Here is a 26300-nt window from a genome sequence, read left to right as displayed (position 1 = left end):
TATCAAACATTTAACGTTTGAATCAAGTTAAAAGGGGATGGAGAAGGAGAAATGTCAGAAGAACTATATGATGTTACGATTGTTGGCGGTGGTCCAGCAGGGCTTTATACTGCCTTTTATAGTGGAATGCGAGATTTAAAAACGAAGATTATCGAATATAGCTCACAACTAGGTGGTCGTATGTTAATTTATCCTGAAAAAATGATTTGGGATGTTGGTGGAGTAACACCTATTTTAGGCGGGCAGCTTATTAAACAACTTGTGGAGCAAGCTGAAACATTTGATCCTACGATTATCTTAAATCAAAAGGTGGAAAAATTAGATAAACAACAGGATGGAACATTTATTTTAACATCCTCTACAGGTGAAAAGCATTATTCTAAAACCGTTATTTTAGCAGTAGGTTATGGCGTTCTTTCTATGCAAAAGCTTGAAATAGAAGGAGCAGATCGCTATGAAGTAACGAATTTACATTATACAGTACAGGAATTAGAAATTTTCCGAAACAAGCATGTGTTAATTTCAGGTGGTGGCAATTCTGCGGTCGATTGGGCAAATGAACTAGAGCCAATTGCAGCAAGTGTTACAGTTGTGCATCGTCGAGATGATTTTGGTGGTCATGAAAAGAATGTCTTGCGCATGAAGGAATCCTCAGTTCGTGTAAAAACGCCTTATGAAGTCGTTCAATTGCATGGAGACGGTGATTTAATTCAATATGTATCCATTGTCAATAAAGAAACTGATGAAATGGAACGAGTAGAAGTAGATGCTGTCATTGTGAATCATGGTTTAAAATGTGATTACGGTGCACTTGAAGAATGGGGTTTAAACATCCAAGATGGCGTAGCGATTGTCAATGAGAATCGTGAAACGAACGTAGCAGGAATCTATGGCGCTGGTGATTTTATTGATCATCCTAGTAAAGTCAGATTAATAGCAGGTGCATTTACGGATGGGGTACTAGCATTAAATAGTGCCAAACTCTATTTGGAACCAGATGCACCGAAAGTAGCCTATGTATCATCCCATAATATTCGCTTCAAAGAACGAAATGAAAAAATTGGGTTAGTAGACAATGACTATCGTGAAGTTCGCGGATAAGAATTAGGGAAGGCTCCCAGTTAATATTTTTTACTTGAAAATGATAAAATGACTATGCTATACTTCAAAAGTATGCAACGTGTACATATGTAGCTGACGTTCCACTTCGACACAATTTTTGTAGTCGACATATTCGGGCTATGTAAGGTACAGTTCGATAATACTCTGTTCCAGATGGTTCAGGGCGAGAGGAGAAAACGAATATGAAACAAGGAATTCATCCAGACTACAAAGAAGCAACAGTAACTTGCTCTTGTGGGAACACTTTCAAAACTGGTTCAGTAAAAGAAAACATCGTTGTCGAGTTCTGCAACGAATGTCACCCATTCTACACTGGCCGTCAAAAATTCGCGTCTGCTGATGGTCGCGTGGATCGTTTCAACAAAAAATACGGTCTTAAAAACTAATGTTAGTTTAATACCTGCCAAGCATGCGCTTGGCAGGTATTTTTTTCAGTAAATAATTACGTTGATGCAAGTCTTTTCAAAATCCAGATTGACGCAAAGAAAGGGAGAAGACAAAGTGGCACAGCTATATTTTAAACATGGTGCAATGAATAGTGGGAAATCAATAGAAATTCTAAAAGTTGCCCATAATTATGAAGAACAACAAAAGCCTGTAATGATATTTACTTCAGGTCTAGATACGCGTGATGAGGTGGGCTTTGTTTCCAGTCGGGTAGGTTTACGACAACAAGCCATTCCTGTTTATGAAGATACAAATATTTTTGAAATAGTGAAAAGTAATGCTGTTAAACCTTACTGTGTGCTTGTGGATGAAGTTCAATTTTTAAAAAAGGCACATGTTTTACAACTAGCTAACATTGTGGATAAATTGGACATCCCCGTAATGGGCTTTGGTTTAAAAAATGATTTCCAAAATGAGCTATTTGAAGGCAGCCAGTACATGCTTACATATGCAGATAAAATTGAGGAAATGAAAACAATTTGCTGGTTCTGTCATAAAAAAGCAACAATGAATTTGCGAGTGGATGAAAGTGGAAAGCCAGTTTACACAGGTGATCAAATTCAAATCGGTGGCAATGATTCGTATTATCCTGTTTGCCGAAAATGTCACGCAAATCCACCACTATAAAGCTAAATAGCATGTAACAGCGCTAAGAAAAAGTAGCATACATGTGAAAATTTCCTTATACTAAGTAGTGGAAATAAGAAATGAAAAAGCCATTACGCCTAAGCGTAATTTTGATTGAAGCGGCTTCTCTGTAAAAAAAGGAGCATCTTAAAAAACTAAATAGAGGTGAAATCCATGTTTGATCGATTACAGGCAGTGGAAGATCGTTATGAAAGGCTAACAGAGCTTTTGAGCGATCCGGATATTGTTAATGATAGTAAGAAATTACGCGAATATTCCAAGGAACAATCAGATATCCAAGAGACAGTAGATACTTATCGAGAATATAAAAATGTTAAAGAGCAACTAGTAGACACACGTGAAATGTTAGATAGCGAAAAAGATCCTGATATGCATGAAATGGTAAAGGAAGAATTTAACCTATTAAAAGCACAGCAGGAAGAGTTAGAAGAACGTTTACGCATTTTATTAATTCCAAAAGATCCCAATGATAATAAGAACGTTATTATGGAAATCCGTGGCGCAGCTGGTGGTGATGAGGCCAATATTTTTGCAGGTGACTTGTTCCGTATGTACTCCCGCTATGCAGAAACGCAAGGCTGGAAAATTGATATTATGGAAGCTACGCCAAACCCAATGGGCGGCTATAAAGAAGTAATCTTTATGATTAACGGACAAGGAGCCTATTCAAAATTCAAATTTGAAAACGGCGCGCACCGTGTACAACGTGTCCCTGCTACAGAATCACAAGGCCGAATTCATACATCCACAGCAACAGTTGCTTGCTTACCTGAAGTTGAGGAAGTAGATGTTGAAATCCATGAAAAAGATATCCGTGTAGATACATTTGCATCTTCTGGTGCGGGTGGTCAATCTGTAAATACAACGATGTCTGCTGTTCGTATGACCCATTTACCGACAGGTGTTGTGGTTTCGATGCAGGATGAACGTTCACAAATTAAAAACCGTGAAAAGGCAATGAAGATTCTACGTGCTCGTGTTGCAGATATGTATATGCAGGAAGCACAAAAAGAGATTGATGCTACACGTAAATCTGCTGTAGGCTCTGGCGATCGCTCTGAGCGAATTCGCACATACAATTATCCACAAAACCGTGTAACTGATCACCGTATCGGTTTAACGATTCAAAAGCTAGACCAAATCGTCGAAGGTAGACTAGACGAGATTATCGATGCTCTAATTTTAGAAGAACAAGCATCGAAGTTAGAGCGCTTAAATGATGACTTATAAAAATGTAATGGAGGCCCTTGAGTGGGCTTCTTCTTTTTTAGTGGATAATGGTCGTGAACAAACAGCAGCGCGTATTGTCATGCAACATGTGCTTGGTACTAGTTATGCAGAGGTTATGTTGCATTTGCAGGATGAATTAACAGCAGTACAGCAAATGACATTTAATGAGCTCATAGAAGAACATGCGAGTGGACGCCCTGTACAATATTGTGTTGGGCGTGAGGAATTTTATGGACGTTCTTTTCTAGTGGATGAATCTGTCTTAATACCGCGACCTGAAACAGAGGAATTGGTACTTGGAACAATTAATCGACTACCTAAACTATTTACAAAGCAAGCATTAAAGTTGGCTGATATCGGTACAGGCAGTGGAGCCATAGCTATTTCAATGAAGCTAGAATGTCCCGCATTAACAGTCATAGCAACTGATTTATCGAAAGATGCACTAGCAACCGCACAAAAAAATGCACAGCAATTAGAGGCGGATATTGATTTTAGATTGGGAGATTTAGCCGCGCCACTTGCAGGAGAGAAATTTGATATTGTTTTATCGAACCCACCATATATCGCTTTTGATGAGGCACAAGAAATGTCCAGTGTTGTTCTAGAGCATGAGCCGCATAGTGCCCTCTTTGCAGAGGAAGACGGTCTTATTTTATATAGAAAATTAGCTGAACAATTACCAGCGTATATGAATAGGCCAGCATTGATTGGATTAGAAATCGGTTATACACAGGGGGAGAAAGTAGCCAAACTCTTTCAAGATAGTTTTCCACAGGCGACAGTTTCAGTAGAAAAAGATATTAATGGTAAACCTCGAATGATTTTTTGTGAGATTCATGTATAAAGTTTCTTAATCTTGCCAACAATGTTGAGCAAGGAGGGATTTTTATGTTAAACGAATACAAGATTATTAGATTACCTAAACAAAATATCTTGCTAGCTTTTGCTAGACTAGTATTAATTGCGATTGCTTTACAGTTATGTGTTTTATATATTCCATCATTAGTAGGTTTTGCGAAGGAATCTTCCGATGAGGAGCAAGAAAAAGATTTTCGTATACGTGTTATTGCAAACAGTAATACTGCACAAGATCAGCTAGAGAAACAGCAGCTTGTCCAAGATTTAAAGCCTTACTTTCTGCAGGTGACTACCGCTGGATTTGTAGGGAATGAGCAAATTCTTTCGTTAAAACAACAAATTGAAGCTGAACTGAGCGAAAATTATCCACAATTAGATACACAGGTTGTTGTTGGGGATAACCTATTCCCACCGAAAAGACAAGGTGCTGTACTTTATCCACAAAATGTATATCAATCGATTGTTGTGAAGATTGGTAATGCGCGTGGGGATAACTGGTGGTGCAGTATCTTCCCATCTATTTGTGAGCCGGATAAAGAAGAGGCAAAAGAAGAAGTAGAGGAAGAAAAAGAGCAAGTAACATTCTTTATATGGGAATGGATTAAAGGGATTTTTGGATGAATTGTGCACAAATTCAGACAACTTATACACATTTTTTAATAAGTTATAAACAATATGTGGATAATTCAGTAAAAACGAATAATTGAAGGTAGGTATTAATCATGGAAACCGTTTGTAAGGTTGTGGACAGTAATGTGAATAGTCAGATTAATTATACACAAGCTGTGGATATCTTAAATGCAGGAGAGGTAGTCGCATTTCCGACAGAAACGGTTTATGGCTTAGGAGCAATTGCCACAAATGATCTGGCAGTTAAAAAGATATTTGAAGCGAAAGGTCGACCTTCAGATAATCCTTTAATTGTCCACGTAGGTACAAAAGAGGAAGTAGCGATCTATATCGATGATATTTCTGACATAGCGAAACAATGCATGGATTTATTTTGGCCAGGACCATTAACACTTGTGATGCCAGCGAAGCCAAATGTATTAGCTAAAAGTGTCACAGCTGGGCTATCAACAGTGGGCATTCGGATGCCTGACCACCCAGTAGCACTTGCCTTACTGCAACAGCTTCAAAAACCGCTAGCTGCACCGAGCGCTAATCGTAGTGGAAAGCCAAGTCCTACAGAAGCAGTTCATGTATTAGATGATTTAGGAGGGTACATACCTTATATTTTAGATGGAGGTTCTACCGGAATTGGGCTTGAATCCACTGTGTTAGATGTGACACATGAACCTCCAGTAATTTTACGTCCAGGCGGCATTACAAAGGAAATGCTTGAAGCTAAGATTGGCCCTGTTATTCAACCAACTAAAATAGAGCAGAAGCTAGAAGCAACGCCTAAAGCACCAGGAATGAAGTATACACATTATGCACCAAATGCTCCAGTATATTTAATAGATTGTGATGTTGAGAAAGTCAGTGAAGCAGTTCAGCAATTACAGAGTGATGGACATAGCGTAGCGCTACTTGCACCTGTGAATTTTGAGAAGATCAAGGCTGATTTTTACTTTTCGATTGGTGAAGCTGGAAGTAAAGAAGAAATGGGTGCGGCCTTATACAATGCACTAAGAGCATGTGATAAAACTACCGCTACCGTTATATTAGCAACAACTACTTCAATAGAAGGAGTTGGAGCAGCTATTATGAATAGACTTGAAAAAGCCTCTGGAGGTAAATGGTATTCATTGTAAAGAATAATAGAGTCATTATAGACAAAAGACATTGAACAACCTGATGTTTTTTGTCTTTTTTTGTCTAATTATTATACTTTAAAAATGAAAAACAATAGTGAACAACTATGATAATAATGTATTTTCGAGCATAAAATGATAAAATATTAGGGAGCGAAGGAGTGCGTTCTTGCAGGGAATTCTTGCAGGTATATTAACGTCTGTTGATGTGATTGGTCTATATGTTTTGCTGCCCAATGTTAGATATCGATTATTTTTATCATTATGGACGGCTGCATTGCATATGCTTTTCCCTTTATTAGGATTTGAATTAGGAAGCTATTTAGTTCAATTTCTATTAGAATGGGGACAATGGATTTCAAGTATTTTATTATTTTGTATCGGTATACATTTACTATTATTTTCTCATAGAGATGAAAAAGTAACAATTTCACCTGTACTTTTAGCAGTGACTGCAAGCCTAGATACCTTTTCAGTTAGTGTTTCTTTTGGTATGCTTAACTTAGAAAAAACAATCTTTATTATGAGTGCAGGCTTAAGTGCATTAATTTGTGCATATGGGTCATTAGTCATTGCACGTAGAAGCCAAGTCTTTTTTGGCAATAAAATTCAAGTAGTTGCTGGCATTATATTTATTATCATGAGTATTCTAGCTATTCAACAATAGATTAAACTGGAGAGTGATAAGTGTGAAAATATTATTTGTTTGTACAGGCAATACTTGTCGCAGTCCGATGGCAGAAGCTATTTTAAAACATAAACAAATAAACAATGTAGACGTGCGCTCAGCAGGTATTTATGCGATGCCTAATGCACAAATGTCAGCACATGCACAACAAGTGCTAAATGAAGCCCAAATGCCTCATCAGCATTTGGCAACGCAATTATCAAAAGCTGAAATGGAATGGGCAGACTTAATTTTAACGATGACGACTGCTCACAAAGATACCGTCATTTCTAATTATCCAGAAGCTGAACATAAAGTATTTACATTGAAAGAGTATACAAATGAGGGCAGTCTGGAAAATGTAGGGGATCCTTACGGTGGTAATAGAGCAATTTACGAAGCAACATTTGCAGAATTAAAGGAACTGGTTGATCAATTAATACAAAAACTAGAAAAGAATTGAGGGGTCCTATGAAAAAACAATTTGGTTTACGACTAAAGTTGGTATTATTTGTTAGTGTTCTTGCGCTAATCACCTACAGTGTCAGTTTTATATTCATTGAGTTTTTACAACCTACCTTCTTCCCTGACACTAACAGGAAAGTTTTTGAAGTGATTACTTACGCGTTAGGCATAACATGGTCAGGTATACTAGCTGCCTTTTTAAGTGTAATTCTCATCAAGCCATTACAGCAGCTTGAGCATTCAGCAACACTTGTGGCAGAAGGAAAAATAGGGCAGGATGTCCAAATGCCTAATACAAATGATGAGATTCGATCAGTTGCAGAGGCATTCCAACAAATGGTGTTAAACTTGCGCCAAATGGTGGAAAGTATTGATCATAACTTCCAACAAACAAATCAATCAATTATTCAGCTATCCGATGAGGCAGGCGTGGCAACAAAAAAGGCAGAGGGTATTGCGTCTACAGTAAAGCATATTTCTACTGGAGCAGAAGCATCTGCAACAGCTGTACAAGATACTGCTGAAGCAATTGAAGATGTAAGAACGCTTGCAACAGAAGTAAATAGTAGAGCAGAGGCATCAGCATCACAAACGAAAGAGATTCTACATAATTTATCGACGACAACAAAAGCCATTGAAACATTAGTGAATAGTATTCAACAAATTGCGACAGGCAATAGTGAAGCATTAAAGAGCATTCATGCGCTAGAAGAAAATGCGGGACAGGTAGAACGTATAATTAGCTTAGTTGGTGACATTGCGGCACAAACCAATCTATTGGCACTAAACGCCTCTATAGAAGCTGCACGTGCAGGGGAGCATGGAAAGGGCTTTGCGGTAGTAGCTGAGGAAGTTCGTGGTTTGGCTGATGAAAGTGCGAAAGCTGTGCAAGGGATTACAGCTTTAATTCAATCCATGCAGCAAAATGTAGAAGTAGTTGTGAAACAAATGAACGAACAAGTGGCCTTTGCTACAAAGGAAGCCGATCGAGTTTCTGAAACAACGACAGCAGTAGAAAATATGGCTTCTAATGTACATGAAATGGCAGCATCAATTGTTGAGATTTCTTCTTTAATCGAACAGCAAATGCATAATATTGAAACGACAGCGCGACAATCACAGGAAGTTGCTGCCATTGCGGAACAAACGTCAGCTGGTGCACAGGAAGTTCGTAGTGCCGCTGAAGAGCAAGCCTACGCAATTGAACAGGTAGAGCATCTAGCTCAAAGTTTGAAAAAGCAATCGGAAGCACTGCATAAAATGATTCAACAATTTGATAGACAAGCATAGTGCTATAGGCTATACGTAAATGCGATGAAAAATCGGATTTATGTATAGCCTTTTTTATTAGAGGGCAATTTATGTCCACTGTAAGTAAAAAGCTAAAAAAACTTCAGAAGATGGAATATTACAACAAAAGACCATTATCCGAACTTATTAACATGATATTCACATTATCCACAAAAATATAGGTTTAAAAGTGAATGTTTTTATGTTAATATACAATTAATGTTCGTCTTTCGGGAGAAATCAGCGTAAAAATACAAGAAAAATCATGTTATTCTTCAGAAAGAAGTGGTACACTAAGGTTGACTATAATTCGAAAAGAGGGAACCCAGTGAGAATAGCAATTTCTTCTGATCACGGAGGCAATAACTTACGTCGTGAGATTATGCAGCTATTAGATGAACTTCACATTAGCTACGAAGATTTTGGTCCACAATCTGCGGATTCAGTAGACTATCCAGACTATGCAAAACCTGTATCTGAGGGTGTTGCTAACGGAGAATTTGATAAAGGTATTTTAATTTGTGGCACAGGCATTGGTATGTCCATTGCTGCTAACAAGGTTAAGGGCATTCGTTGTGCATTAGTACATGATGTATTTAGTGCCAAGGCAACGCGTTGCCATAACGACTCAAATATTTTAGCGATGGGTGAACGTGTTATTGGTCCAGGCCTTGCACGTGAAATCGTACAAACATGGCTAGAAACAGATTTTGAAGGCGGCCGTCATACACGCCGTATTGAAAAAATTACTGAACTAGAGCAATAGTGATTTTGTTATTCCATATATGGCATTCGTAGAGGATGTCATATATGGCATGATTTTAATGGATATAGATGAAGGAGCTGAGCTTAATGGTTGTAAAACAAATACGAACACATTTGACTCAGTTACTCAGTGAATTTGAAGAGCAGGTAACGATACGACCCCATACAATTTTTGTAGTAGGGTGCTCTACATCTGAAGTGATTGGTCAGAAAATTGGCACAGCAGGCGCATTGGAAATAGCAGAAGCCATTTTTGAGCCGTTACAAGAATTTGCATCAAAGCATCAATTGCATTTAGCATTCCAAGGTTGTGAGCATATAAATCGTGCCATTACTATGGAAGCATCGACAGCTGAAAAATTTGGCTATGATCCAGTTGCGGTAGTCCCAGTACGTACGGCAGGCGGCTCAATGTCAGCATATGCCTATACGCAATTTGATAACCCAGTGATTGTTGAAACAATACAGGCACATGCAGGTATTGATATTGGACAAACATTAATCGGTATGCATTTGAAAGCAGTAGCTGTTCCAGTTCGAACATCGGTAAAAATGGTAGGAGACGCAGTTGTAACGATTGCAACAACACGTCCAAAGCTAATTGGCGGAGAACGTGCAGTATATAAATAATTACTACTATTTATTAGTGGTATAGATAAATAATGATACTTTAGGAGGCTTTTTCAAACATGGCATATGAAAAATTAGCAGTACAAGACAAAGCAGTATTAGATGGAATTCTTGCAGAAAAAACACGTCAGCAAGCAAATATTGAATTGATTGCATCAGAAAACTTTGTATCCGAAGCAGTTATGGAAGCGCAAGGATCAGTACTGACAAATAAATACGCTGAAGGTTATCCTGGTAAACGCTACTATGGTGGCTGTGAACATGTAGACGTAGTAGAAGATATTGCGCGTGATCGTGTGAAAGAACTCTTTGGAGCAGAATATGCAAATGTACAACCACACTCTGGTGCACAAGCAAACATGGCTGTTTACCATACAATTTTAGAACCAGGAGACACAGTGCTTGGTATGAACCTTTCTCATGGTGGTCACTTAACACACGGCTCTCCAGTAAACTTCTCTGGTATCCTATACAATTTTGTTGAGTATGGCGTAACACAAGATACACAAGTGATTGATTATGAAGATGTACGTCAAAAAGCTTTAGAACATAAACCAAAACTTATTGTCGCAGGTGCATCTGCCTATCCACGTGAAATTGACTTCTCTAAATTCCGCGAGATTGCAGACGAAGTAGGTGCTTATTTCATGGTGGATATGGCGCACATCGCTGGTCTTGTTGCTGCTGGCGAACACCAATCACCAGTACCATACGCTGACTTTGTTACATCAACGACACATAAAACATTACGTGGACCACGTGGTGGATTAATCCTTGCTTCAAAGGAATGGGAGCAAAAACTAAATAAATCTGTTTTCCCAGGAATTCAAGGTGGTCCATTAATGCATGTTATCGCTGCTAAAGCTGTATCATTTGGAGAAGCATTACAACCAGAATTTAAAGACTATGCAAAACAAATTAAAGCGAATGCAAAAGCTTTAGCTGAAGTATTAATTGCTGAAGGTGTTGAAATTGTTTCTGGTGGTACAGATAACCACTTATTACTGCTAAATGTTAAATCTCTTGGTTTAACAGGTAAAGTAGCAGAGCATGCACTAGATGAAGTGGGTATTACAACAAATAAAAATACAATTCCTTACGATACTGAATCTCCGTTCGTTACTTCTGGAATTCGTATTGGTACTCCAGCTGTTACTTCTCGTGGGTTTAAAGAAGAAGATATGAAAGAAGTAGGAGCAATTATTGCAGCAGTTCTTAAAAACCCTGAAGATGAAGCAGTTAAAGCAGATGCAAAAGATCGTGTGAAAGCATTAACAGATAAGCATCCACTATACGCATAATCAATAGAATAATAGGGCTGTGTTTAAAGTACAAATTTTACTTTAAATACAGCTTTTTATTTTGTAAACGAAGGATTAAACTGTAAAAAACATCTTTTTTCTAATAAAGTAGAATAATCCCCTTATTTTTGAATAAATTTACATTAAATCGGTATAAAAGGATATATTATAGTAGGCAGAGGACAGATAGTGTCCTAGAAAAGAAGTTTTTTTTAATAAAAGTGAAAATTTAATTAAATTTTATGTACAATGGAAATGAGCTGAAGTGATAGAAAAGGAGGGGTTGGATGGTCACTAAATCGTTAAACACAGATTATGATGTATTATTAAACAGCATTCGCAAATTAGGGAATAATTCGAAAGAAAGCTACGTTATTTTTGATGCAACAAATCATCATTGCATATTAGAGTGTAATGATTCTTTTTGTATGCTTACTAATGCTTCACGCGCTCAAATTCTAAATACTAATTATTTTTCATGGCTATCTATGGACGAAAAAAAGACAACCATTGAAATGATTAAAGAAAAAATACATAACGGCATAATGGTGCAGGCAAAACTAAATCATAACGGCATCAATAAACCTCCCTTTTGGGCAGAAATACAAGCACTACCATTTTGCAATGATGCAAATATAACGCAATTTGTTTTAGTATTTGTGAAGGATGTTACGTATTATCATACGGAAGACTTCTTAATGCGTCTAGAAAATGATATGTACAAGGCAATTGAGAAGGAGTTTACCTTCGAGCAGAAGATGAAGATTATTTGTAACGGTCTCAATGAATTTTTTATGCCAAATATTGCGAGTATGGTGCTCATAAAAACAGAAGTAAATCAATTACAAGTTTTCACAGGAGATAATCAAACAGAGAGCATACCAAGATGTTGTGCAAACAATGATTTCTTTAACGAGGTTATGCAATCAGAAACGTCTACTTTTATAGAGAATTTAGATGAAGTGAATATTCCTATAGAACATAAGCAATATGCTTCGCTAGCTAAAAAGCCGCATGGATGGTTTATACCTATACGCAATCAACAGCGGCAAGTGATAGGTGTTTTTTCGATATTTAGCCAAAAAACACAAAGTGACCAAACGTTTAAAAATATGTTTCGGAAAATGGGTGCACTTGTTGCATTGGCTTTTTCGTATGCAAGGACGCAGAAAAAAATTTGGGATTTAGCCTATACAGATATTACAACAGGTTTACCTAATCGTCACAGCTTTGTTAATACGATTGAACGAGAAGTTCAACAGGGACAAAGCGGTTTTATTAAAATATTAAAACCAAGTGAATTTCATCAAGTAGTTGAACTGTACGGCCGTGAAATTGGTGATGAACTTTTAAGACAACTTGCCAAACGTCTTGAGCAAGACAAGTTGGAAAATAATGAGTATGTTGCTAGATTTACAAGTTCTAGTTTGATTATGACTACAATGTCACTGAAAGAAAATTTGCATGATTATGAGATGAGAATAAAAGAAACGATTCGCCAGCCCTTTATTATAGGAGGAAAGCAAATCTATATTACATTAAAAACAGGAATTGCTTCATATAATGATGATACAAATATTAATGATGCGATCCGTTTTGCAGATAATGCGCTATCCTTTGCAATCGATAGACCAGGCACACATACCGAAATATTTACAACAGAGAAAAATGATGTGCTTGTACAGAAGATGACGGTTTTAAATCATTTGTCAGAAGCCATCAAAAATAAAGAAATTACAGTCCATTTACAGCCTAAAGTCGATTTACGCAATGGAGAAATTCAAAGTATTGAAGCACTTGCAAGGTGGATTTCTCCAAAACTAGGTTTTGTTTCACCAGCAGTCTTTATTCCTGTGGCAGAGAGTGCTGGCAAGGTTCGAGAAATTGATGTGCTTATTTTAGAGACGGTGCTCACATGGCTTTCCGAACGACAACGCTTGGGAAAGAAATTAGTGAAAATAGCTGTCAATATTTCACCTGATCATTTTTACTACACACACTTTGTTCAGGATACGCTGAAACTTGTGCGGAAGTATAATATTGACCCTAGCTATGTTATCTTAGAAGTGACGGAAAATATTGGTTTAGTAGATTTTCAATCTGCCTATAAAATAATTCAAGAGCTAAAGAGCTATGGCTTTAAAACGTCAGTGGATGATTTTGGAACAGGCTTTTCTTCGTTAAGCTATTTGCAACAACTACCGTTTGCTGAATTAAAAATTGATCGTAGCTTTATCAATGCTATTGAAGATCCCGCAACACTAGCTATTGTTCGCTCTATCATTCAGTTAGCATTAAATTTAGGGATGATTTCAGTGGCAGAGGGCATAGAAACGGAGGAACAGGTTGAAATTTTACGTGCGCTAGGCTGTACAGTAGGACAAGGATACTTCTATTTTAAGCCAATGCCAATTGAACAATTAGATATAATCCTGGATCAATAACTTATTTTTGACAAAAGAATAGATGATAAATGGAGTCGTCCTAAATTTATTTTTGAGGCGACTCCTTTTTTCTGTTATACTAGTTGAGATAAAAATGAATCCGAACGGTGAGGAGAGAATCCCTTTGAGCAAAGTCTATGTATTTGATCATCCACTAATCCAACACAAATTAACTTATATTCGCGACAAGAACACAGGAACAAAAGAATTTCGTGAGCTAGTAGACGAAGTGGCAACACTTATGGCATTTGAAATTACACGCGATATGCCGGTAGAAGAAATTGAAATTGAAACACCTGTAACAATTGCAAAAACAAAAGTACTTTCTGGTAAAAAACTTGCAATTGTACCGATTCTACGTGCGGGTATCGGCATGGTAGATGGCGTATTAAAGCTTATCCCTGCTGCAAAAGTTGGTCATATTGGTCTTTATCGTGATCCAGAAACATTAAAACCAGTTGAATATTACGCAAAACTTCCTGCAGATGTTGAAGAACGCGATTTCATCATTGTAGATCCAATGCTTGCAACGGGTGGTTCTGCAGTGGAAGCAATCAATTCACTGAAAAAACGTGGAGCTAAAAACATTAAATTCATGTGCTTAATCGCTGCACCAGAGGGTGTAAAAGCTATTCAAGAAGAACATTCGGATGTAGATATTTACATTGCTGCACTTGATGAAAAATTAAACGATCATGGCTATATTGTACCAGGTTTAGGTGATGCGGGAGACCGCTTATTCGGTACAAAATAAAAATCAATACATGAAGTTTCCTCATTTAGGAAACTAATAACTTGTGAAAGCGTCCTTCAAATTGAAGGGCGTTTCATAGTATGTGTAGGTAAGTAATCCCTCTTGATTAGCATCAATGGGGAGGATTGACCTTTGCATACAATAACAAAAAGGACGGTGCAGATCGTTTTGACAAAGAAATGGAAAGTAATGACGATTTTTGGTACAAGACCAGAAGCAATTAAAATGGCTCCTCTTGTTTTGGAGTTGCAAAAGTATCCTGAGCAAATAGAATCCATTGTAACTGTAACAGCACAGCATCGCCAAATGCTCGATCAAGTACTAGAGACATTTAAAATTACACCAAACTATGACTTAAATATTATGAAGGATCGCCAAACATTAATCGATGTAACGACAAACGCATTACAAGGTTTAGATAAAGTAATGAAAGAAGCACAGCCAGATATCGTGTTGGTACATGGTGATACAGCGACGACTTTCATTGCAAGCTTGGCGGCGTTCTATAACCAAATTGCTATAGGGCATGTAGAAGCAGGACTTCGAACATGGAACAAATATTCACCATATCCAGAGGAAATGAACCGTCAACTAACAGGTGTGATGGCTGATTTACATTTTGCGCCAACAGAAGTATCTAAAAAGAATCTTTTAGATGAGAATAAAAATTCTGAGACGATTTTTGTTACAGGTAATACTGCAATAGATGCATTAGCAACAACGGTCAGTGAACACTACACACATCCTGTATTAGATAAAATGGGTGAAGATCGCATGATTTTATTAACGGCACATCGTCGCGAAAATCTTGGTGAACCAATGCGCCATATGTTTAAAGCGATCACCAGAATACTAGCAGAACATGAGGATGTTCAAGTTGTCTATCCAGTGCATATGAATCCAGCTGTGAGAGAAATTGCAAATGAAATTTTAGGGGATAATGAACGAGTGCATTTAATTGAGCCTCTTGAAGTATTTGATTTCCATAACTTTGCGGCAAATTCATATATGATCTTAACGGACTCAGGTGGTGTACAAGAAGAGGCTCCTTCATTAGGGAAGCCGGTGCTTGTTCTTAGAGATACGACAGAACGTCCAGAAGGGATTGCAGCAGGAACATTAAAGCTAGCAGGAACGGAAGAGGAAACGATTTACGCTTTAGCAAAGGAATTACTAACAGATAAAAACGCCTATGAAGCAATGGCTAAAGCATCAAATCCATATGGCGATGGGCATGCATCTAAGCGTATTGTGGAGGCATTGCTAGGATTTTTACAAAAAACTAATTAATATACTATATTTTATATTAAAAATAAGTCTAATGTACCTATTGAAATGGGTAAGCTAATTTACGAGCATAATCTTGTCGTAAATTAGCTTTTTTTATGCGTGAGAAGGTTGTGAAATTTTGAAACTATGAAATTTCATACACAAATTTGTCAACAATTTGACAAGAGTATAGAGGCTGTGAAGTTTTTCTCCTTTACCAATTGACTTCAAATATCACCTATTGTATGCTTACAAAGGGTAAGAATGATAAGGGTTTCTGTTCATAAATAGGACGTTGAAACACTTGTTATATCAACTTTCTACTAAATTGACAGTTCAAAATAAAACTGTCGATTTGCAACGTTTTGTGCGTTTCGGTTTTTACCGAGTCGGTAAGGGGTGTAAGTTATTTTTTTGGGCATTTACACCTGTAATTGAAATGACTCTCCCATTACTATTCCGCTGTGAGTAGTGCTTTTCACTGCTCTTTTCTGATTTCACATAGTGGTCAGCAAACGTTTTCATTACTCGAAAAAATGATTCAGGAGATTACAACCAATGCTAGATTTGCATCACATTTTTGCTGTGCAGAAGAGGGCGTTATTTTTTTTGCTTGCACTCTGCGCATTAGGCTGGGGATTTACCCCCTATCAAACTGTTTTTGCGGGCATCGCAGTCGGTGCATTCTTTGGTACGTATAATTTTTGGATCTTAGTTCGTCGTATGGAGAAGTTTGACAGATCCATTAGTGAAGGGAAGAAAATAGGCTCACTTGGTACAGCGCTTCGCTTTGGATCAGGTGTTGCGGCAGTCGCAATAGCCATTTCGTTGCCAAACTATTTTCACTTAATTAGCACGGTTATAGGGCTAATGATTCCGTACGTTTTTCTCTTTGTCGAGAGAATTGTGTCACATGTAAGGAACCGCTAATGTGCTTTAAATTAGAAAGAGAGGTGAAAAATAACAATGAATCATGAAGCTCCGTTACTAGAAGTCGGTTTTTTAACATTTAACAAATCGACAGTTATGATGTTACTAGTTGCAGCAATTATCGTATTTTTAATTGCCTTTATTTCAACTAGAAGCCTAAAGTTAAAACCTACTGGTATGCAAAACTTTATGGAATGGATTATGGATTTCGTTAAGAATATTATTAAAAGCAACATGGACTGGAAAACTGGTGGACGATTCCACGTTCTAGCCATTACGCTAATTATGTTTATCGCAGTATCTAACTTATTAGGTCTTCCATTCTCTATCGTCTATGATCATGAGCTATGGTGGAAATCACCAACAGCTGATCCTACAGTTACGATGACGTTGGCAGCGATGATTTTAGTCTTAACGCAATACTATGGTGTTAAAATGAAGGGTACAGGTCATTATGTTGGTACATTCTTCAAACCAATGTCATTCATGTTCCCACTTAAAATAGTAGAAGAATTTGCAAACACATTAACATTAGGTTTACGTCTTTACGGTAACATTTACGCGGGTGAGATTTTACTTGGCTTACTTGCAGGTTTAGCATCATCAGGTGCTGTGGGATTCATCGGGGCAATCGTTCCTATGATGGCATGGCAAGGTTTCTCAATTTTCATCGGCTTTATCCAAGCCTTTATCTTCACAATGTTAACAATGGTTTACATGGCTCATAAAGTGAGCGATGACCATTAATATAAAGCATATATCCTATGCTTGAACAACAAATACAAACAATTCCAAGGAGGAAATTTTCAAATGACAGGTTCATTAGGTTTATTAGCAGCAGCAATCGCAATCGGTTTAGGTGCACTTGGTGCAGGTATTGGTAACGGTCTTATCGTATCAAAAACAGTAGAAGGTATCGCTCGCCAACCAGAAGCTCGTGGCGTTCTTCAAACTACAATGTTCATCGGGGTTGCATTAGTTGAAGCCCTACCGATCATCGCAGTAGTAGTAGCATTCATCGTAATGAACAAATAATTCAGTTGAACACTGAATTTTACTAGTGGCGAAGCAGGATTCACCAGATGAAACTTCGCCCTTCATTTTGGAACTGATAAAAGCTATGTGTAAATATAGCTTTTTAAAATAGGTAGTTTTTTAGTCATTAAATTATGTTGAAGTTAAAGCTCTTGAAGGGAGTGAAACAATCGTGTTTTTAGATAATCTTGTACTAGGTGCAGGCGGTGCTTCGTTAAATAGTGGAGATATCATCGCAACATTAGTTATTTTCATCGTATTAATGTTACTACTAAAGAAATTCGCTTGGGGTCCACTTATGGGCATTATGCAACAGCGTGAAGAATTAGTAGCGAGTGAAATCGAAGCAGCTGAAAAAGCGCGCAAAGAATCGCACCAATTTTTAGAAGAACAAAAGAGCCTTCTTAAGGAAGCTCGTACAGAAGCACAATCGATTGTTGATGGCGCTAAGAAGCAAGGCGAATTACAAAAAGAAGAAATTCTTACTGTAGCTCGTAATGAAGCAAATCGCTTAAAAGAATCGGCTTTACGTGAAATTGAGTCTGAAAAAGAAAAAGCTATTGCAGCTGTACGTGATGAAGTCGTTTCATTATCTGTACTTGCAGCATCTAAAGTCCTTAGCAAAGAGATTTCTGAGGCAGACAACCGTGCTCTAATTGAAGAGACGATTGCGAAGGCAGGGGAAGCTCGATGAGTAATTCAACTGTAGCAAAACGTTACGCTCAAGCGCTTTTTGAATTGGCGCAACAAAAAAATATTCTTACTGAAGTAGGAGCAGACTTAAGTGAACTAACAAAAGTAGTAAAAGAATCGCCTGATTTTTTAACGCTTTTAAATGCACCTAAGTTCTCCGTTGAACGAAAAAAACAAATGGTAGCTGATATCTTTAATGGTGCAACACCAGAAGTTTTACACACTGTTCAACTTCTAGTTGAGAAAAAACGTGTAAACGAGATGACACAAATTGCTAAGGCATATGCTGAACTTGCTGCGCAAGCACAAGGCACTGCAGATGCAACAGTATTTTCAACACGTGCACTTTCTGCAGAAGAAAGCGCTAATATTTCAGCAGCGTTCGCGAAACTTGTTGGAAAACAATCATTAAATATTACAAACGAAGTTGATCCATCTTTACTTGGTGGTATTCGTGTTCAAATCGGTAACCATATTTATGATAGCTCAGTAGCTAATAAACTAGAGCGTCTAAAACGTGAATTAATCGGTTAATAATTTAGAAATGTGAGAGGTGACATACATGGGCATCAAGGCTGAAGAAATCAGCAGTCTGATTAAACAACAGATTGAGAATTATGAATCTGAACTTAAAGTAAGCGAAGTTGGTACAGTTATCCGTATTGGTGACGGTATTGCTCTTGCTCATGGCCTCGACAACGCCATGGCTGGAGAACTACTAGAGTTCTCTAATGGTGTTATGGGTATGGCTCAAAACCTAGAAGAAGGTAACGTTGGTATCGTAATCTTAGGTCCATACACTGACATCAAAGAAGGCGATGAAGTTCGTCGTACAGGTCGTATCATGGAAGTACCAGTTGGTGAAGAACTAATTGGTCGTGTTGTAAACCCACTTGGACAACCAGTGGATGGACAAGGTCCTATCAACACTACAAAATCTCGTCCAATCGAAAGTCCAGCTTTCGGTGTAATGGCTCGTAAATCAGTACACGAACCACTACAAACTGGTATTAAAGCGATTGACGCATTAGTACCAATCGGTCGTGGTCAACGTGAGTTAATCATCGGTGACCGTCAAACTGGTAAAACATCTGTAGCTATTGATACAATTCTTAACCAAAATGACCAAAATATGATTTGTATCTACGTAGCAATCGGTCAAAAAGAATCTACTGTACGTGGTGTTGTAGAAACTCTTCGTAAACATGGCGCTTTAGATTACACAATCGTTGTGACAGCTTCTGCTTCTCAACCAGCTCCATTATTATTCTTAGCACCATTTGCTGGTGTATCTATGGCTGAAGAATTCATGTTACAAGGTAAACACGTATTAATCGTGTATGATGATCTTTCTAAACAAGCATCAGCTTACCGTGAACTTTCACTTCTTCTTCGCCGTCCTCCAGGTCGTGAAGCATATCCTGGTGACGTTTTCTACTTACACAGCCGCTTACTTGAACGTGCTGCGAAGTTAAATGAAACATATCAAAATGGTTCAATTACAGCTCTTCCATTCGTTGAGACACAAGCTGGGGATATCTCTGCATACATCCCAACTAACGTAATCTCAATCACTGATGGACAAATCTTCTTACAATCTGACTTATTCAACTCAGGTGTACGTCCAGCGATTAACGCCGGTCTTTCTGTATCACGTGTAGGTGGATCTGCTCAAATTAAAGCGATGAAAAAGGTTGCGGGTACACTTCGTCTTGACTTAGCTGCATTCCGTGAGCTTGAATCATTTGCTCAATTTGGTTCAGATTTAGATAAAGTAACACTTGCTAAACTGGAGCGTGGTAAACGTACGGTTGAAGTTCTTAAACAAGACCTTAACAAACCACTAAAAGTTGAAAAACAAGTTGCAATCCTTTACGCATTAACTAAAGGTCATTTAGATGATATTCCAGTACAAGATATCGTTCGCTTCGAATCAGAATTCTTAAGCTGGTTAGATTCAAACCACACAAACGTTTTAGATCATGTTCGTACTACTAAAGAGCTTGCTCCTGATGCGGATTATGAAGCAGCAATCAATGCATTCAAAAAAACTTTCGCTAAATCAGAATAAGTCTTAGCTAGTCACTTGATTAAAAAACAGAAGGTGGTGAAATACCAGTGGTAAACTTACGCGAAATTAAAGGTCGTATTACTTCAACAAAGAGTACGAAGCAAATTACAAAAGCAATGCAGATGGTTTCTTCTTCTAAGTTACGTCGTGCAGAGCAAAATGCTAAAGCTTACGTTCCTTACATGGAAAAAATTCAGGACGTAGTAGGCGCGATCGCTTCAGGGACAAAAGACAGCGGACATCCAATGTTAACTGCTCGTCCTGTTAAGAAAACGGCTTACTTAGTCATTGGTTCTGACCGTGGTCTTGCAGGTGCTTACAATTCAAGTATCCTACGTCAAGTACAACGTACGATTAACGAGCGTCATAAATCAAAAGACGAATACGTTATTTTAGCAGTAGGTCGTGTTGTTCGTGACTACTTTGTGAAACGTGATCATAATGTCATCAGTAATGTTGTCGGTCTACCTGACCAACCAACATTTGCTGATATTAAAGAAATCGCTCGTAATGCTGTTGGTATGTTCATTGATGGTACGTATGACGAACTTTATATGTACTATAATCACTTTGTCAGCGCTATTGCTAGCGAAGTGACAGAGAAAAAACTTCTTCCATTAACAGATATTGCCCCGGCAAGCGGTACTGCTTCTTATGAATTCGAGCCATCTGGTGAAGCAATTCTAGAAGTGTTACTTCCACAATATGCGGAAAGCTTAGTTTATGGCGCATTATTAGATGGAAAAGCAAGTGAACATGCTTCTCGTATGACGGCTATGAAAAATGCAACAGATAATGCAACTGATCTTATTTCAGACCTTTCTTTGCAATATAACCGTGCACGTCAAGCGGCGATTACACAAGAAATTACAGAAATCGTTGGTGGAGCTGCAGCCTTAGAATAGGCAAGCAGCTTCCCAATGTCGTATAAGAATACGATAGGAGGGTACACAGTAATGAATAAAGGACATGTTATTCAAGTAATGGGTCCAGTTGTTGACGTTAAATTCGACAATGGCCAATTACCAGCAATCTATAACGCTTTAACAGTTAAGATTGAACGTCCTAATGAAGAACCAACAATTCTTGCATTAGAAGTTGCGCTTCATTTAGGTGATGATTCTGTTCGTACAATTGCGATGTCATCTACTGATGGCTTACAACGTGGAGCAGAAGTAACAGACTTAGGAAAAGCTATCTCAGTACCAGTTGGTGAAGTTACACTAGGTCGTGTATTCAACGTACTTGGAGAAGTAATTGACTTAGGTGAAGAGATTCCAGCAGACGCACGTCGTGATTCAATTCACCGTGAAGCACCAACTTTCGAGAATCTTTCAACTACAGTTGAAATTCTTGAAACAGGTATCAAAGTAGTAGACTTACTTGCACCATATATCAAAGGTGGTAAAATTGGTCTATTCGGTGGTGCCGGTGTAGGTAAAACTGTATTAATCCAAGAATTAATCAACAATATCGCACAAGAGCACTCTGGTATCTCTGTATTCGCTGGTGTAGGTGAGCGTACTCGTGAAGGGAACGACTTATTCTTCGAAATGAGCGATTCAGGCGTTATCAAGCAAACAGCGATGGTATTCGGTCAAATGAACGAGCCACCTGGTGCACGTATGCGTGTTGCTTTAACTGGTCTTACAATGGCGGAATACTTCCGTGATGAGCAAGGTCAAGACGTACTTTTATTCATCGACAATATCTTCCGTTTCACACAAGCAGGTTCTGAGGTTTCTGCCCTATTAGGTCGTATGCCTTCTGCGGTAGGTTACCAACCAACACTTGCAACTGAAATGGGTAAACTACAAGAACGTATCACATCTACGAACAAAGGATCTGTAACTTCTATTCAAGCGATTTATGTACCAGCCGATGACTATACTGACCCGGCTCCAGCTACAACTTTCGCCCACTTAGATGCAACAACTAACCTTGAGCGTAAATTATCTGAAATGGGTATCTACCCTGCGGTTGACCCATTAGCTTCGACTTCTCGTGCATTATCACCTGAAATCGTAGGCGCTGAGCACTACGCAATTGCTACTGGTGTACAACGTACAATCCAACGTTACCGTGAATTACAAGATATCATTGCAATCTTAGGTATGGATGAGTTATCTGATGAAGATAAACAAACAGTAGAACGTGCTCGTCGTATTCAATTCTTCTTATCACAAAACTTCCACGTAGCGGAACAATTCACTGGTCAAAAAGGTTCTTATGTACCTGTAAAAGAAACTGTTCGTTCATTCAAGGAAATCCTTGATGGCAAATGGGATCACCTACCAGAAGATGCCTTCCGTCTAGTTGGTTCAATTGATGAAGTAGTTGAAAAAGCGAAAAGCATGGGCGTAGAGGTTTAATACTAGGGACGAGGAGGAAAAAATATGAAGACAGTTCTAGTCAATATTGTCACTCCCGACGGCCCAGTATACGATTCTGAAGTATCAATGGTAATCGCTAAAACAACTTCAGGAGAAATCGGTGTTCTTGCTGGCCATATTCCAATGGTTGCTCCACTTGCAATTGGTGCAGTGAAGCTTAAAAAAGAAAACGGTTCGACTGATATTGTTGCTGTAAGCGGTGGTTTCATTGAAGTTCGTCCAGAAAAAATCTCAATTTTAGCGCCGTCTGCTGAAATTGCTGAAAGCATCGATGTTCAACGTGCTAAAGAAGCCGTTAAACGTGCTGAAGGACGTCTTCAAAGTAAACAAGACAACATTGATTTCAAACGTGCTGACCTAGCATTAAAACGTGCGTTGAATCGTATCAACGTTCATGAGGGTAATATCTAATTCATTTTTAACGGGCAGATATCGCATCTGCCCGTTTTTTAAGGTGAATAAACGTATTGAAGGAGAAATGGAGGATGCTACATGGAAATATATGAAGCGATCGGACAAGAAGCTTTATTGGGTATTTTATCCCACCTATTTTTTATTGCTATTACTTTTTACGCATTACAAGCTTTTATGATCGAGAAACTATTTAAAAAGAATCGAGTTTTTCAAATTCAGCTCATTTATATTTTACTTAGTATTGCGATAGGCTCAGCAGTATCTAATTTCTTTCTTCAAATATCTAGCTGGTCAGGCAAACTTCCTTATTTATTTTAAAGAATTCGTTGCTTTCTTTCATAAATTTATAGGTCTACATACTTCAAAGGACTTTATAATACCATTTGTGTGGCCCTTTGAACTATGTAAAAAGACGCTAATACATTAAATTCTTATGAATTTTACGCTATTAGCTACCAAGATACCCATTGATAAATGTACGATAATAGGGCCTGCCACTTCATTTTTTATAGAAAAAAATGAAAAGTTGTTTTTTATTCATATATCTTTGGGTATGTATTAGAAGCGAACGGGTTATTGGTCATTCACAAAAAAAATTTAGCAGCGTACAATAAATAAATAGCAAAAAATCTAATAATGGCTTAAAATAGTGATTTGGACGCTTGAACGAGCGTTAGAAAAGTTGTACTATAGAGTTGTTTGTTTACTGATTATGACATTATACTTCTTTATTAAAATAAAAATTTGGTAGGTTAATAGATTGAATTCGGAGGGACATAGGGTGGATAAAATAATAGTGACTGGCGGCCAAAAACTACAGGGAAAAGTACGTGTAGAGGGCGCAAAAAATGCAGTGTTACCAATCCTTGCAGCAGCTTTACTTGCTTCAAAAGGAGAAAATGTAATTAAAGAAGTCCCTAATTTAGCAGACGTCTTTACAATAAATGAAGTACTTAAAAGTTTAAACGCAGCAGTTACATATATACCTGAAGATAATGCCGTATATATAGATGCAACAAAAGAACTTTCAAGTGAAGCTCAATTTGAATTTGTTAGTAAAATGCGTGCATCTATTTTAGTAATGGGATCTCTACTTGCTCGTAATGGCTATGCTCGTGTAGCACTTCCTGGAGGCTGTGCAATTGGATCACGTCCGATTGAATTACACTTAAAAGGCTTTGAAGCAATGGGTGCAAAAATTTCATTTGGCCATGGCTATGTTGAGGCGAAGACAGAGGGTCGCTTAAAAGGGGCTAATGTGTATTTGGATTTCCCAAGTGTTGGGGCAACTGAAAATATTATGACAGCTGCATCTTTAGCTGAAGGGACAACTGTAATTGAAAATGCAGCGAAAGAGCCTGAAATCGTGGATCTTGCAAACTTTATTAATAGTATGGGTGGCCGTGTAATCGGTGCGGGGACAAATACAATCCGTATCGAAGGAGTCGATACATTATATGGAGTAGAGCATCATATTATTCCTGACCGTATTGAAGCTGGTACATTTATGGTGGCAGCAGCTATTACGAGAGGAGATGTGGTGATTGAAAACGCAGTTCCTGAGCATATGACTGCTTTAATAGCTAAAATGCGTGAGATGGGCGTAGAAATTACTGAGTTGGATGAAGGAATCCGTGTACGAGTTCCTAAAACACTAAAAGCAGTTGATATCAAAACAATGCCACATCCTGGTTTCCCAACAGATATGCAATCACAAATGATGGCGTTAATGCTTACTGCTGAAGGTACGAGTATTATTACAGAAACGGTATTCGAAAATCGTTTTATGCATGTTGAAGAATTCCGTCGCATGAATGCTGGTGCTAAAATAGAGGGACGTTCTGTGTTTATCGAGGGGCCTGTGGATCTTCAGGGAGCTGAGGTAATGGCAACGGATTTACGAGCTGCGGCTGCATTAATTTTAGCGGGTCTTGTATCAGAAGGAATGACACGTGTCACAAAACTTCATCATTTAGATCGTGGTTATGTTGATTTCCATGGAAAATTAGCATCTCTTGGTGCTAATATTGAACGTATTACAGAAGAAGTAGTGACAATTGAAGATGTAACAGTTGAATTGCCTACAAACTAAATAGATTTTAAAACCCTTTGCTTTTTATGCAGAGGGTTTTTGTTTTCTCATAACTACAAGAAATCTAGCATATTATTCCTTATGAAAAAATGGATGATTAGTATAGGTGTCATTTGCTTGATTGGGGCATTATATATGCTTCCTATAGTAGGGTTTAGTGAAAGACAAGAGGCTCTCATACCTCAAACTAGTGATAAGAATGCTTGTGAAATATTTATAGAAGTGGAGGGGCAAGAAGAAAAAATCCCTTTGGAAACGTATATTACAGGGGTAGTTGCTGCAGAAATGCCTGTTTCTTTTAAAAAAGAGGCACTGAAGGCACAAGCTATTGCAGCACGCACATATGCGTTGAAAACGACAAATTACGGAAAAATTGCAATTGCTCCAACTGTGGCAAAGCAAGTCTTCTATGATGAAGAGCAAAGAAAGGCGAATTGGGCTAGCAATTTCCTGGGAAATGAAAAGAAAATTGTCGAAGCTATCAATGAAACACAAGGACAAGTTATTCTTTATAATAATGAATTGATTACAGCCATGTTTCATTCAACAAGCAATGGTAAAACAGAAAGTGCTTATGGATATGGTGGAAATGATATTCCATATTTGCAAAGTGTTGCAAGTATATCTGATCAAACATCTCCTAAGTTTGAGGCTGAGCAAGAATGGACTTTAGCTCAATGGAATAAGCTATGGCCTATACAATGGCAACCTAGTGATTTTAATCGTATCCAGTTATTTTATAATGATTCTGGACGAGTAGAACGTTTACAGCTAGGGAATAACGTCTGGACAGGGAGAGAGGTAAGAACGCTCCTTGGTATACCATCAACTGATTTCACAATCATCTTTAATGCCAATAAAAGAAAAGTTCAAGTGAAAACTCAAGGTTATGGGCATGGAGTGGGCATGAGTCAATATGGAGCTGAGGCAATGGCAAATGAAGGAAAAACAGCTGCCGAAATTTTACACTATTATTATCAAGATATTGAAATAAAAAAAATAGATGCATGTTTAAAATAACT

The 26300-nt window shown here is 37.9% G+C and carries 28 protein-coding genes; all 28 read left to right on the top strand.

The window, feature by feature from the left end; translation table 11 throughout:
- Positions 1-51: 51 nt before the first annotated feature.
- The 28 genes from ACEVFT_RS06175 (at position 52) to spoIID (ending at position 26298) form a co-directional block, all read left to right on the top strand.
- On the top strand, positions 52-1101 hold the full coding sequence (locus tag ACEVFT_RS06175) for an NAD(P)/FAD-dependent oxidoreductase (RefSeq protein WP_393948753.1): 1050 nt from the start codon (positions 52-54) through the stop codon (positions 1099-1101).
- A gap of 203 nt (positions 1102-1304) precedes the next feature.
- The gene (gene rpmE / locus ACEVFT_RS06170) at positions 1305-1508 is read left to right on the top strand and encodes a 50S ribosomal protein L31 (RefSeq protein WP_004269457.1); all 204 of its coding nucleotides are present in this window, start codon (positions 1305-1307) and stop codon (positions 1506-1508) included.
- A 115-nt stretch (positions 1509-1623) separates the two neighbouring features.
- On the top strand, positions 1624-2196 hold the full coding sequence (locus ACEVFT_RS06165) for a thymidine kinase (protein WP_342533850.1): 573 nt from the start codon (positions 1624-1626) through the stop codon (positions 2194-2196).
- A gap of 174 nt (positions 2197-2370) precedes the next feature.
- Positions 2371-3447, top strand: a complete 1077-nt coding sequence (gene prfA, locus ACEVFT_RS06160) for a peptide chain release factor 1 (protein ID WP_205446817.1) — start codon at positions 2371-2373, stop codon at positions 3445-3447.
- Complete coding sequence (prmC, locus tag ACEVFT_RS06155) at positions 3434-4294, top strand: peptide chain release factor N(5)-glutamine methyltransferase (protein WP_393948749.1); 861 nt, start codon at positions 3434-3436, stop codon at positions 4292-4294. Before prfA ends, prmC begins: the two co-directional genes overlap by 14 nt.
- Positions 4295-4338: 44 nt before the next feature.
- A complete protein-coding gene (locus ACEVFT_RS06150; RefSeq protein WP_393948747.1) occupies positions 4339-4929 on the top strand; it encodes a stage II sporulation protein R in 591 nt (196 codons plus the stop codon).
- A gap of 101 nt (positions 4930-5030) precedes the next feature.
- Positions 5031-6065: an L-threonylcarbamoyladenylate synthase gene (locus ACEVFT_RS06145; protein WP_393948745.1), complete on the top strand. Its 1035-nt coding sequence runs from the start codon at positions 5031-5033 to the stop codon at positions 6063-6065.
- A 169-nt stretch (positions 6066-6234) separates the two neighbouring features.
- Positions 6235-6732 (top strand): manganese efflux pump MntP, encoded by a 498-nt coding sequence (locus tag ACEVFT_RS06140; protein WP_205446832.1) that lies wholly within the window; start codon positions 6235-6237, stop codon positions 6730-6732.
- A 22-nt stretch (positions 6733-6754) separates the two neighbouring features.
- Positions 6755-7195: a low molecular weight protein arginine phosphatase gene (locus ACEVFT_RS06135; protein WP_393948742.1), complete on the top strand. Its 441-nt coding sequence runs from the start codon at positions 6755-6757 to the stop codon at positions 7193-7195.
- 8 nt (positions 7196-7203) lie between these two features.
- Positions 7204-8487, top strand: a complete 1284-nt coding sequence (locus ACEVFT_RS06130) for a methyl-accepting chemotaxis protein (protein ID WP_205446836.1) — start codon at positions 7204-7206, stop codon at positions 8485-8487.
- Positions 8488-8815: 328 nt separating this feature from the next.
- Positions 8816-9253 carry a ribose 5-phosphate isomerase B gene (rpiB, locus tag ACEVFT_RS06125; RefSeq protein WP_205446839.1) on the top strand — a complete coding sequence of 146 codons (438 nt, stop codon included), beginning with the start codon at positions 8816-8818 and terminating at the stop codon, positions 9251-9253.
- A gap of 86 nt (positions 9254-9339) precedes the next feature.
- The gene (locus tag ACEVFT_RS06120; RefSeq protein WP_342442425.1) at positions 9340-9882 is read left to right on the top strand and encodes a TIGR01440 family protein; all 543 of its coding nucleotides are present in this window, start codon (positions 9340-9342) and stop codon (positions 9880-9882) included.
- A 59-nt stretch (positions 9883-9941) separates the two neighbouring features.
- Positions 9942-11183: a serine hydroxymethyltransferase gene (gene glyA / locus ACEVFT_RS06115; RefSeq protein WP_205446843.1), complete on the top strand. Its 1242-nt coding sequence runs from the start codon at positions 9942-9944 to the stop codon at positions 11181-11183.
- Positions 11184-11470: 287 nt separating this feature from the next.
- A complete protein-coding gene (locus tag ACEVFT_RS06110; protein WP_393948739.1) occupies positions 11471-13627 on the top strand; it encodes a sensor domain-containing protein in 2157 nt (718 codons plus the stop codon).
- A gap of 124 nt (positions 13628-13751) precedes the next feature.
- Positions 13752-14381, top strand: a complete 630-nt coding sequence (gene upp / locus ACEVFT_RS06105; protein ID WP_008180557.1) for a uracil phosphoribosyltransferase — start codon at positions 13752-13754, stop codon at positions 14379-14381.
- A 168-nt stretch (positions 14382-14549) separates the two neighbouring features.
- Entirely contained in the window at positions 14550-15671 is a 1122-nt protein-coding gene (gene wecB / locus ACEVFT_RS06100; RefSeq protein ID WP_279381331.1) for a non-hydrolyzing UDP-N-acetylglucosamine 2-epimerase, read from the top strand.
- Between the two features lie 537 nt (positions 15672-16208).
- Complete coding sequence (locus ACEVFT_RS06095) at positions 16209-16580, top strand: ATP synthase subunit I (RefSeq protein WP_004269472.1); 372 nt, start codon at positions 16209-16211, stop codon at positions 16578-16580.
- Positions 16581-16616: 36 nt separating this feature from the next.
- Positions 16617-17327 (top strand): F0F1 ATP synthase subunit A, encoded by a 711-nt coding sequence (atpB, locus tag ACEVFT_RS06090; RefSeq protein ID WP_205446847.1) that lies wholly within the window; start codon positions 16617-16619, stop codon positions 17325-17327.
- A gap of 63 nt (positions 17328-17390) precedes the next feature.
- A complete protein-coding gene (gene atpE / locus ACEVFT_RS06085; protein WP_004269474.1) occupies positions 17391-17615 on the top strand; it encodes a F0F1 ATP synthase subunit C in 225 nt (74 codons plus the stop codon).
- 172 nt (positions 17616-17787) lie between these two features.
- Entirely contained in the window at positions 17788-18309 is a 522-nt protein-coding gene (gene atpF, locus ACEVFT_RS06080) for a F0F1 ATP synthase subunit B (RefSeq protein ID WP_393948735.1), read from the top strand.
- On the top strand, positions 18306-18842 hold the full coding sequence (locus ACEVFT_RS06075) for a F0F1 ATP synthase subunit delta (RefSeq protein ID WP_036076089.1): 537 nt from the start codon (positions 18306-18308) through the stop codon (positions 18840-18842). Before atpF ends, ACEVFT_RS06075 begins: the two co-directional genes overlap by 4 nt.
- Before the next feature lie 28 nt (positions 18843-18870).
- The gene (atpA, locus tag ACEVFT_RS06070; protein ID WP_004269477.1) at positions 18871-20379 is read left to right on the top strand and encodes a F0F1 ATP synthase subunit alpha; all 1509 of its coding nucleotides are present in this window, start codon (positions 18871-18873) and stop codon (positions 20377-20379) included.
- A 47-nt stretch (positions 20380-20426) separates the two neighbouring features.
- Positions 20427-21284, top strand: coding sequence for an ATP synthase F1 subunit gamma (gene atpG / locus ACEVFT_RS06065; protein WP_004269478.1), 858 nt, complete (start codon positions 20427-20429; stop codon positions 21282-21284).
- Between the two features lie 51 nt (positions 21285-21335).
- Positions 21336-22751 (top strand): F0F1 ATP synthase subunit beta, encoded by a 1416-nt coding sequence (gene atpD, locus ACEVFT_RS06060; RefSeq protein WP_004269479.1) that lies wholly within the window; start codon positions 21336-21338, stop codon positions 22749-22751.
- A gap of 24 nt (positions 22752-22775) precedes the next feature.
- The gene (locus tag ACEVFT_RS06055; RefSeq protein WP_004269480.1) at positions 22776-23183 is read left to right on the top strand and encodes a F0F1 ATP synthase subunit epsilon; all 408 of its coding nucleotides are present in this window, start codon (positions 22776-22778) and stop codon (positions 23181-23183) included.
- Positions 23184-23264: 81 nt separating this feature from the next.
- A complete protein-coding gene (locus tag ACEVFT_RS06050; protein ID WP_004269481.1) occupies positions 23265-23504 on the top strand; it encodes a DUF1146 family protein in 240 nt (79 codons plus the stop codon).
- Positions 23505-23967: 463 nt separating this feature from the next.
- The gene (gene murA / locus ACEVFT_RS06045; protein WP_048395622.1) at positions 23968-25278 is read left to right on the top strand and encodes a UDP-N-acetylglucosamine 1-carboxyvinyltransferase; all 1311 of its coding nucleotides are present in this window, start codon (positions 23968-23970) and stop codon (positions 25276-25278) included.
- Positions 25279-25359: 81 nt separating this feature from the next.
- Positions 25360-26298 (top strand): stage II sporulation protein D, encoded by a 939-nt coding sequence (spoIID, locus tag ACEVFT_RS06040; protein WP_393948732.1) that lies wholly within the window; start codon positions 25360-25362, stop codon positions 26296-26298.
- The last annotated feature ends 2 nt before the right edge of the window (positions 26299-26300 follow it).

Origin of the sequence: Lysinibacillus sp. PWR01 (assembly GCF_043359455.1) — a bacterium.
GTDB lineage: Bacteria > Bacillota > Bacilli > Bacillales_A > Planococcaceae > Lysinibacillus > Lysinibacillus fusiformis_F.
This window is presented reverse-complemented; position numbering and strand designations above follow the sequence as displayed.

What these genes read in the sequence shown, in the direction of transcription:
- ACEVFT_RS06095 (WP_004269472.1), top strand. Translation starts at nt 16,209, where the DNA reads ATGCTAGATTTGCATCACATTTTTGCTGTGCAGAAGAGGGCGTTATTT.
- ACEVFT_RS06050 (WP_004269481.1), top strand. Translation starts at nt 23,265, where the DNA reads ATGGAAATATATGAAGCGATCGGACAAGAAGCTTTATTGGGTATTTTA.
- atpE (WP_004269474.1), top strand. Translation starts at nt 17,391, where the DNA reads ATGACAGGTTCATTAGGTTTATTAGCAGCAGCAATCGCAATCGGTTTA.
- ACEVFT_RS06175 (WP_393948753.1), top strand. Translation starts at nt 52, where the DNA reads ATGTCAGAAGAACTATATGATGTTACGATTGTTGGCGGTGGTCCAGCA.
- ACEVFT_RS06120 (WP_342442425.1), top strand. Translation starts at nt 9,340, where the DNA reads ATGGTTGTAAAACAAATACGAACACATTTGACTCAGTTACTCAGTGAA.
- prfA (WP_205446817.1), top strand. Translation starts at nt 2,371, where the DNA reads ATGTTTGATCGATTACAGGCAGTGGAAGATCGTTATGAAAGGCTAACA.
- rpmE (WP_004269457.1), top strand. Translation starts at nt 1,305, where the DNA reads ATGAAACAAGGAATTCATCCAGACTACAAAGAAGCAACAGTAACTTGC.
- ACEVFT_RS06130 (WP_205446836.1), top strand. Translation starts at nt 7,204, where the DNA reads ATGAAAAAACAATTTGGTTTACGACTAAAGTTGGTATTATTTGTTAGT.
- atpD (WP_004269479.1), top strand. Translation starts at nt 21,336, where the DNA reads ATGAATAAAGGACATGTTATTCAAGTAATGGGTCCAGTTGTTGACGTT.
- spoIID (WP_393948732.1), top strand. Translation starts at nt 25,360, where the DNA reads ATGAAAAAATGGATGATTAGTATAGGTGTCATTTGCTTGATTGGGGCA.
- atpA (WP_004269477.1), top strand. Translation starts at nt 18,871, where the DNA reads ATGGGCATCAAGGCTGAAGAAATCAGCAGTCTGATTAAACAACAGATT.
- glyA (WP_205446843.1), top strand. Translation starts at nt 9,942, where the DNA reads ATGGCATATGAAAAATTAGCAGTACAAGACAAAGCAGTATTAGATGGA.
- atpB (WP_205446847.1), top strand. Translation starts at nt 16,617, where the DNA reads ATGAATCATGAAGCTCCGTTACTAGAAGTCGGTTTTTTAACATTTAAC.
- ACEVFT_RS06145 (WP_393948745.1), top strand. Translation starts at nt 5,031, where the DNA reads ATGGAAACCGTTTGTAAGGTTGTGGACAGTAATGTGAATAGTCAGATT.
- ACEVFT_RS06055 (WP_004269480.1), top strand. Translation starts at nt 22,776, where the DNA reads ATGAAGACAGTTCTAGTCAATATTGTCACTCCCGACGGCCCAGTATAC.
- ACEVFT_RS06110 (WP_393948739.1), top strand. Translation starts at nt 11,471, where the DNA reads ATGGTCACTAAATCGTTAAACACAGATTATGATGTATTATTAAACAGC.
- ACEVFT_RS06075 (WP_036076089.1), top strand. Translation starts at nt 18,306, where the DNA reads ATGAGTAATTCAACTGTAGCAAAACGTTACGCTCAAGCGCTTTTTGAA.
- prmC (WP_393948749.1), top strand. Translation starts at nt 3,434, where the DNA reads ATGATGACTTATAAAAATGTAATGGAGGCCCTTGAGTGGGCTTCTTCT.
- ACEVFT_RS06150 (WP_393948747.1), top strand. Translation starts at nt 4,339, where the DNA reads ATGTTAAACGAATACAAGATTATTAGATTACCTAAACAAAATATCTTG.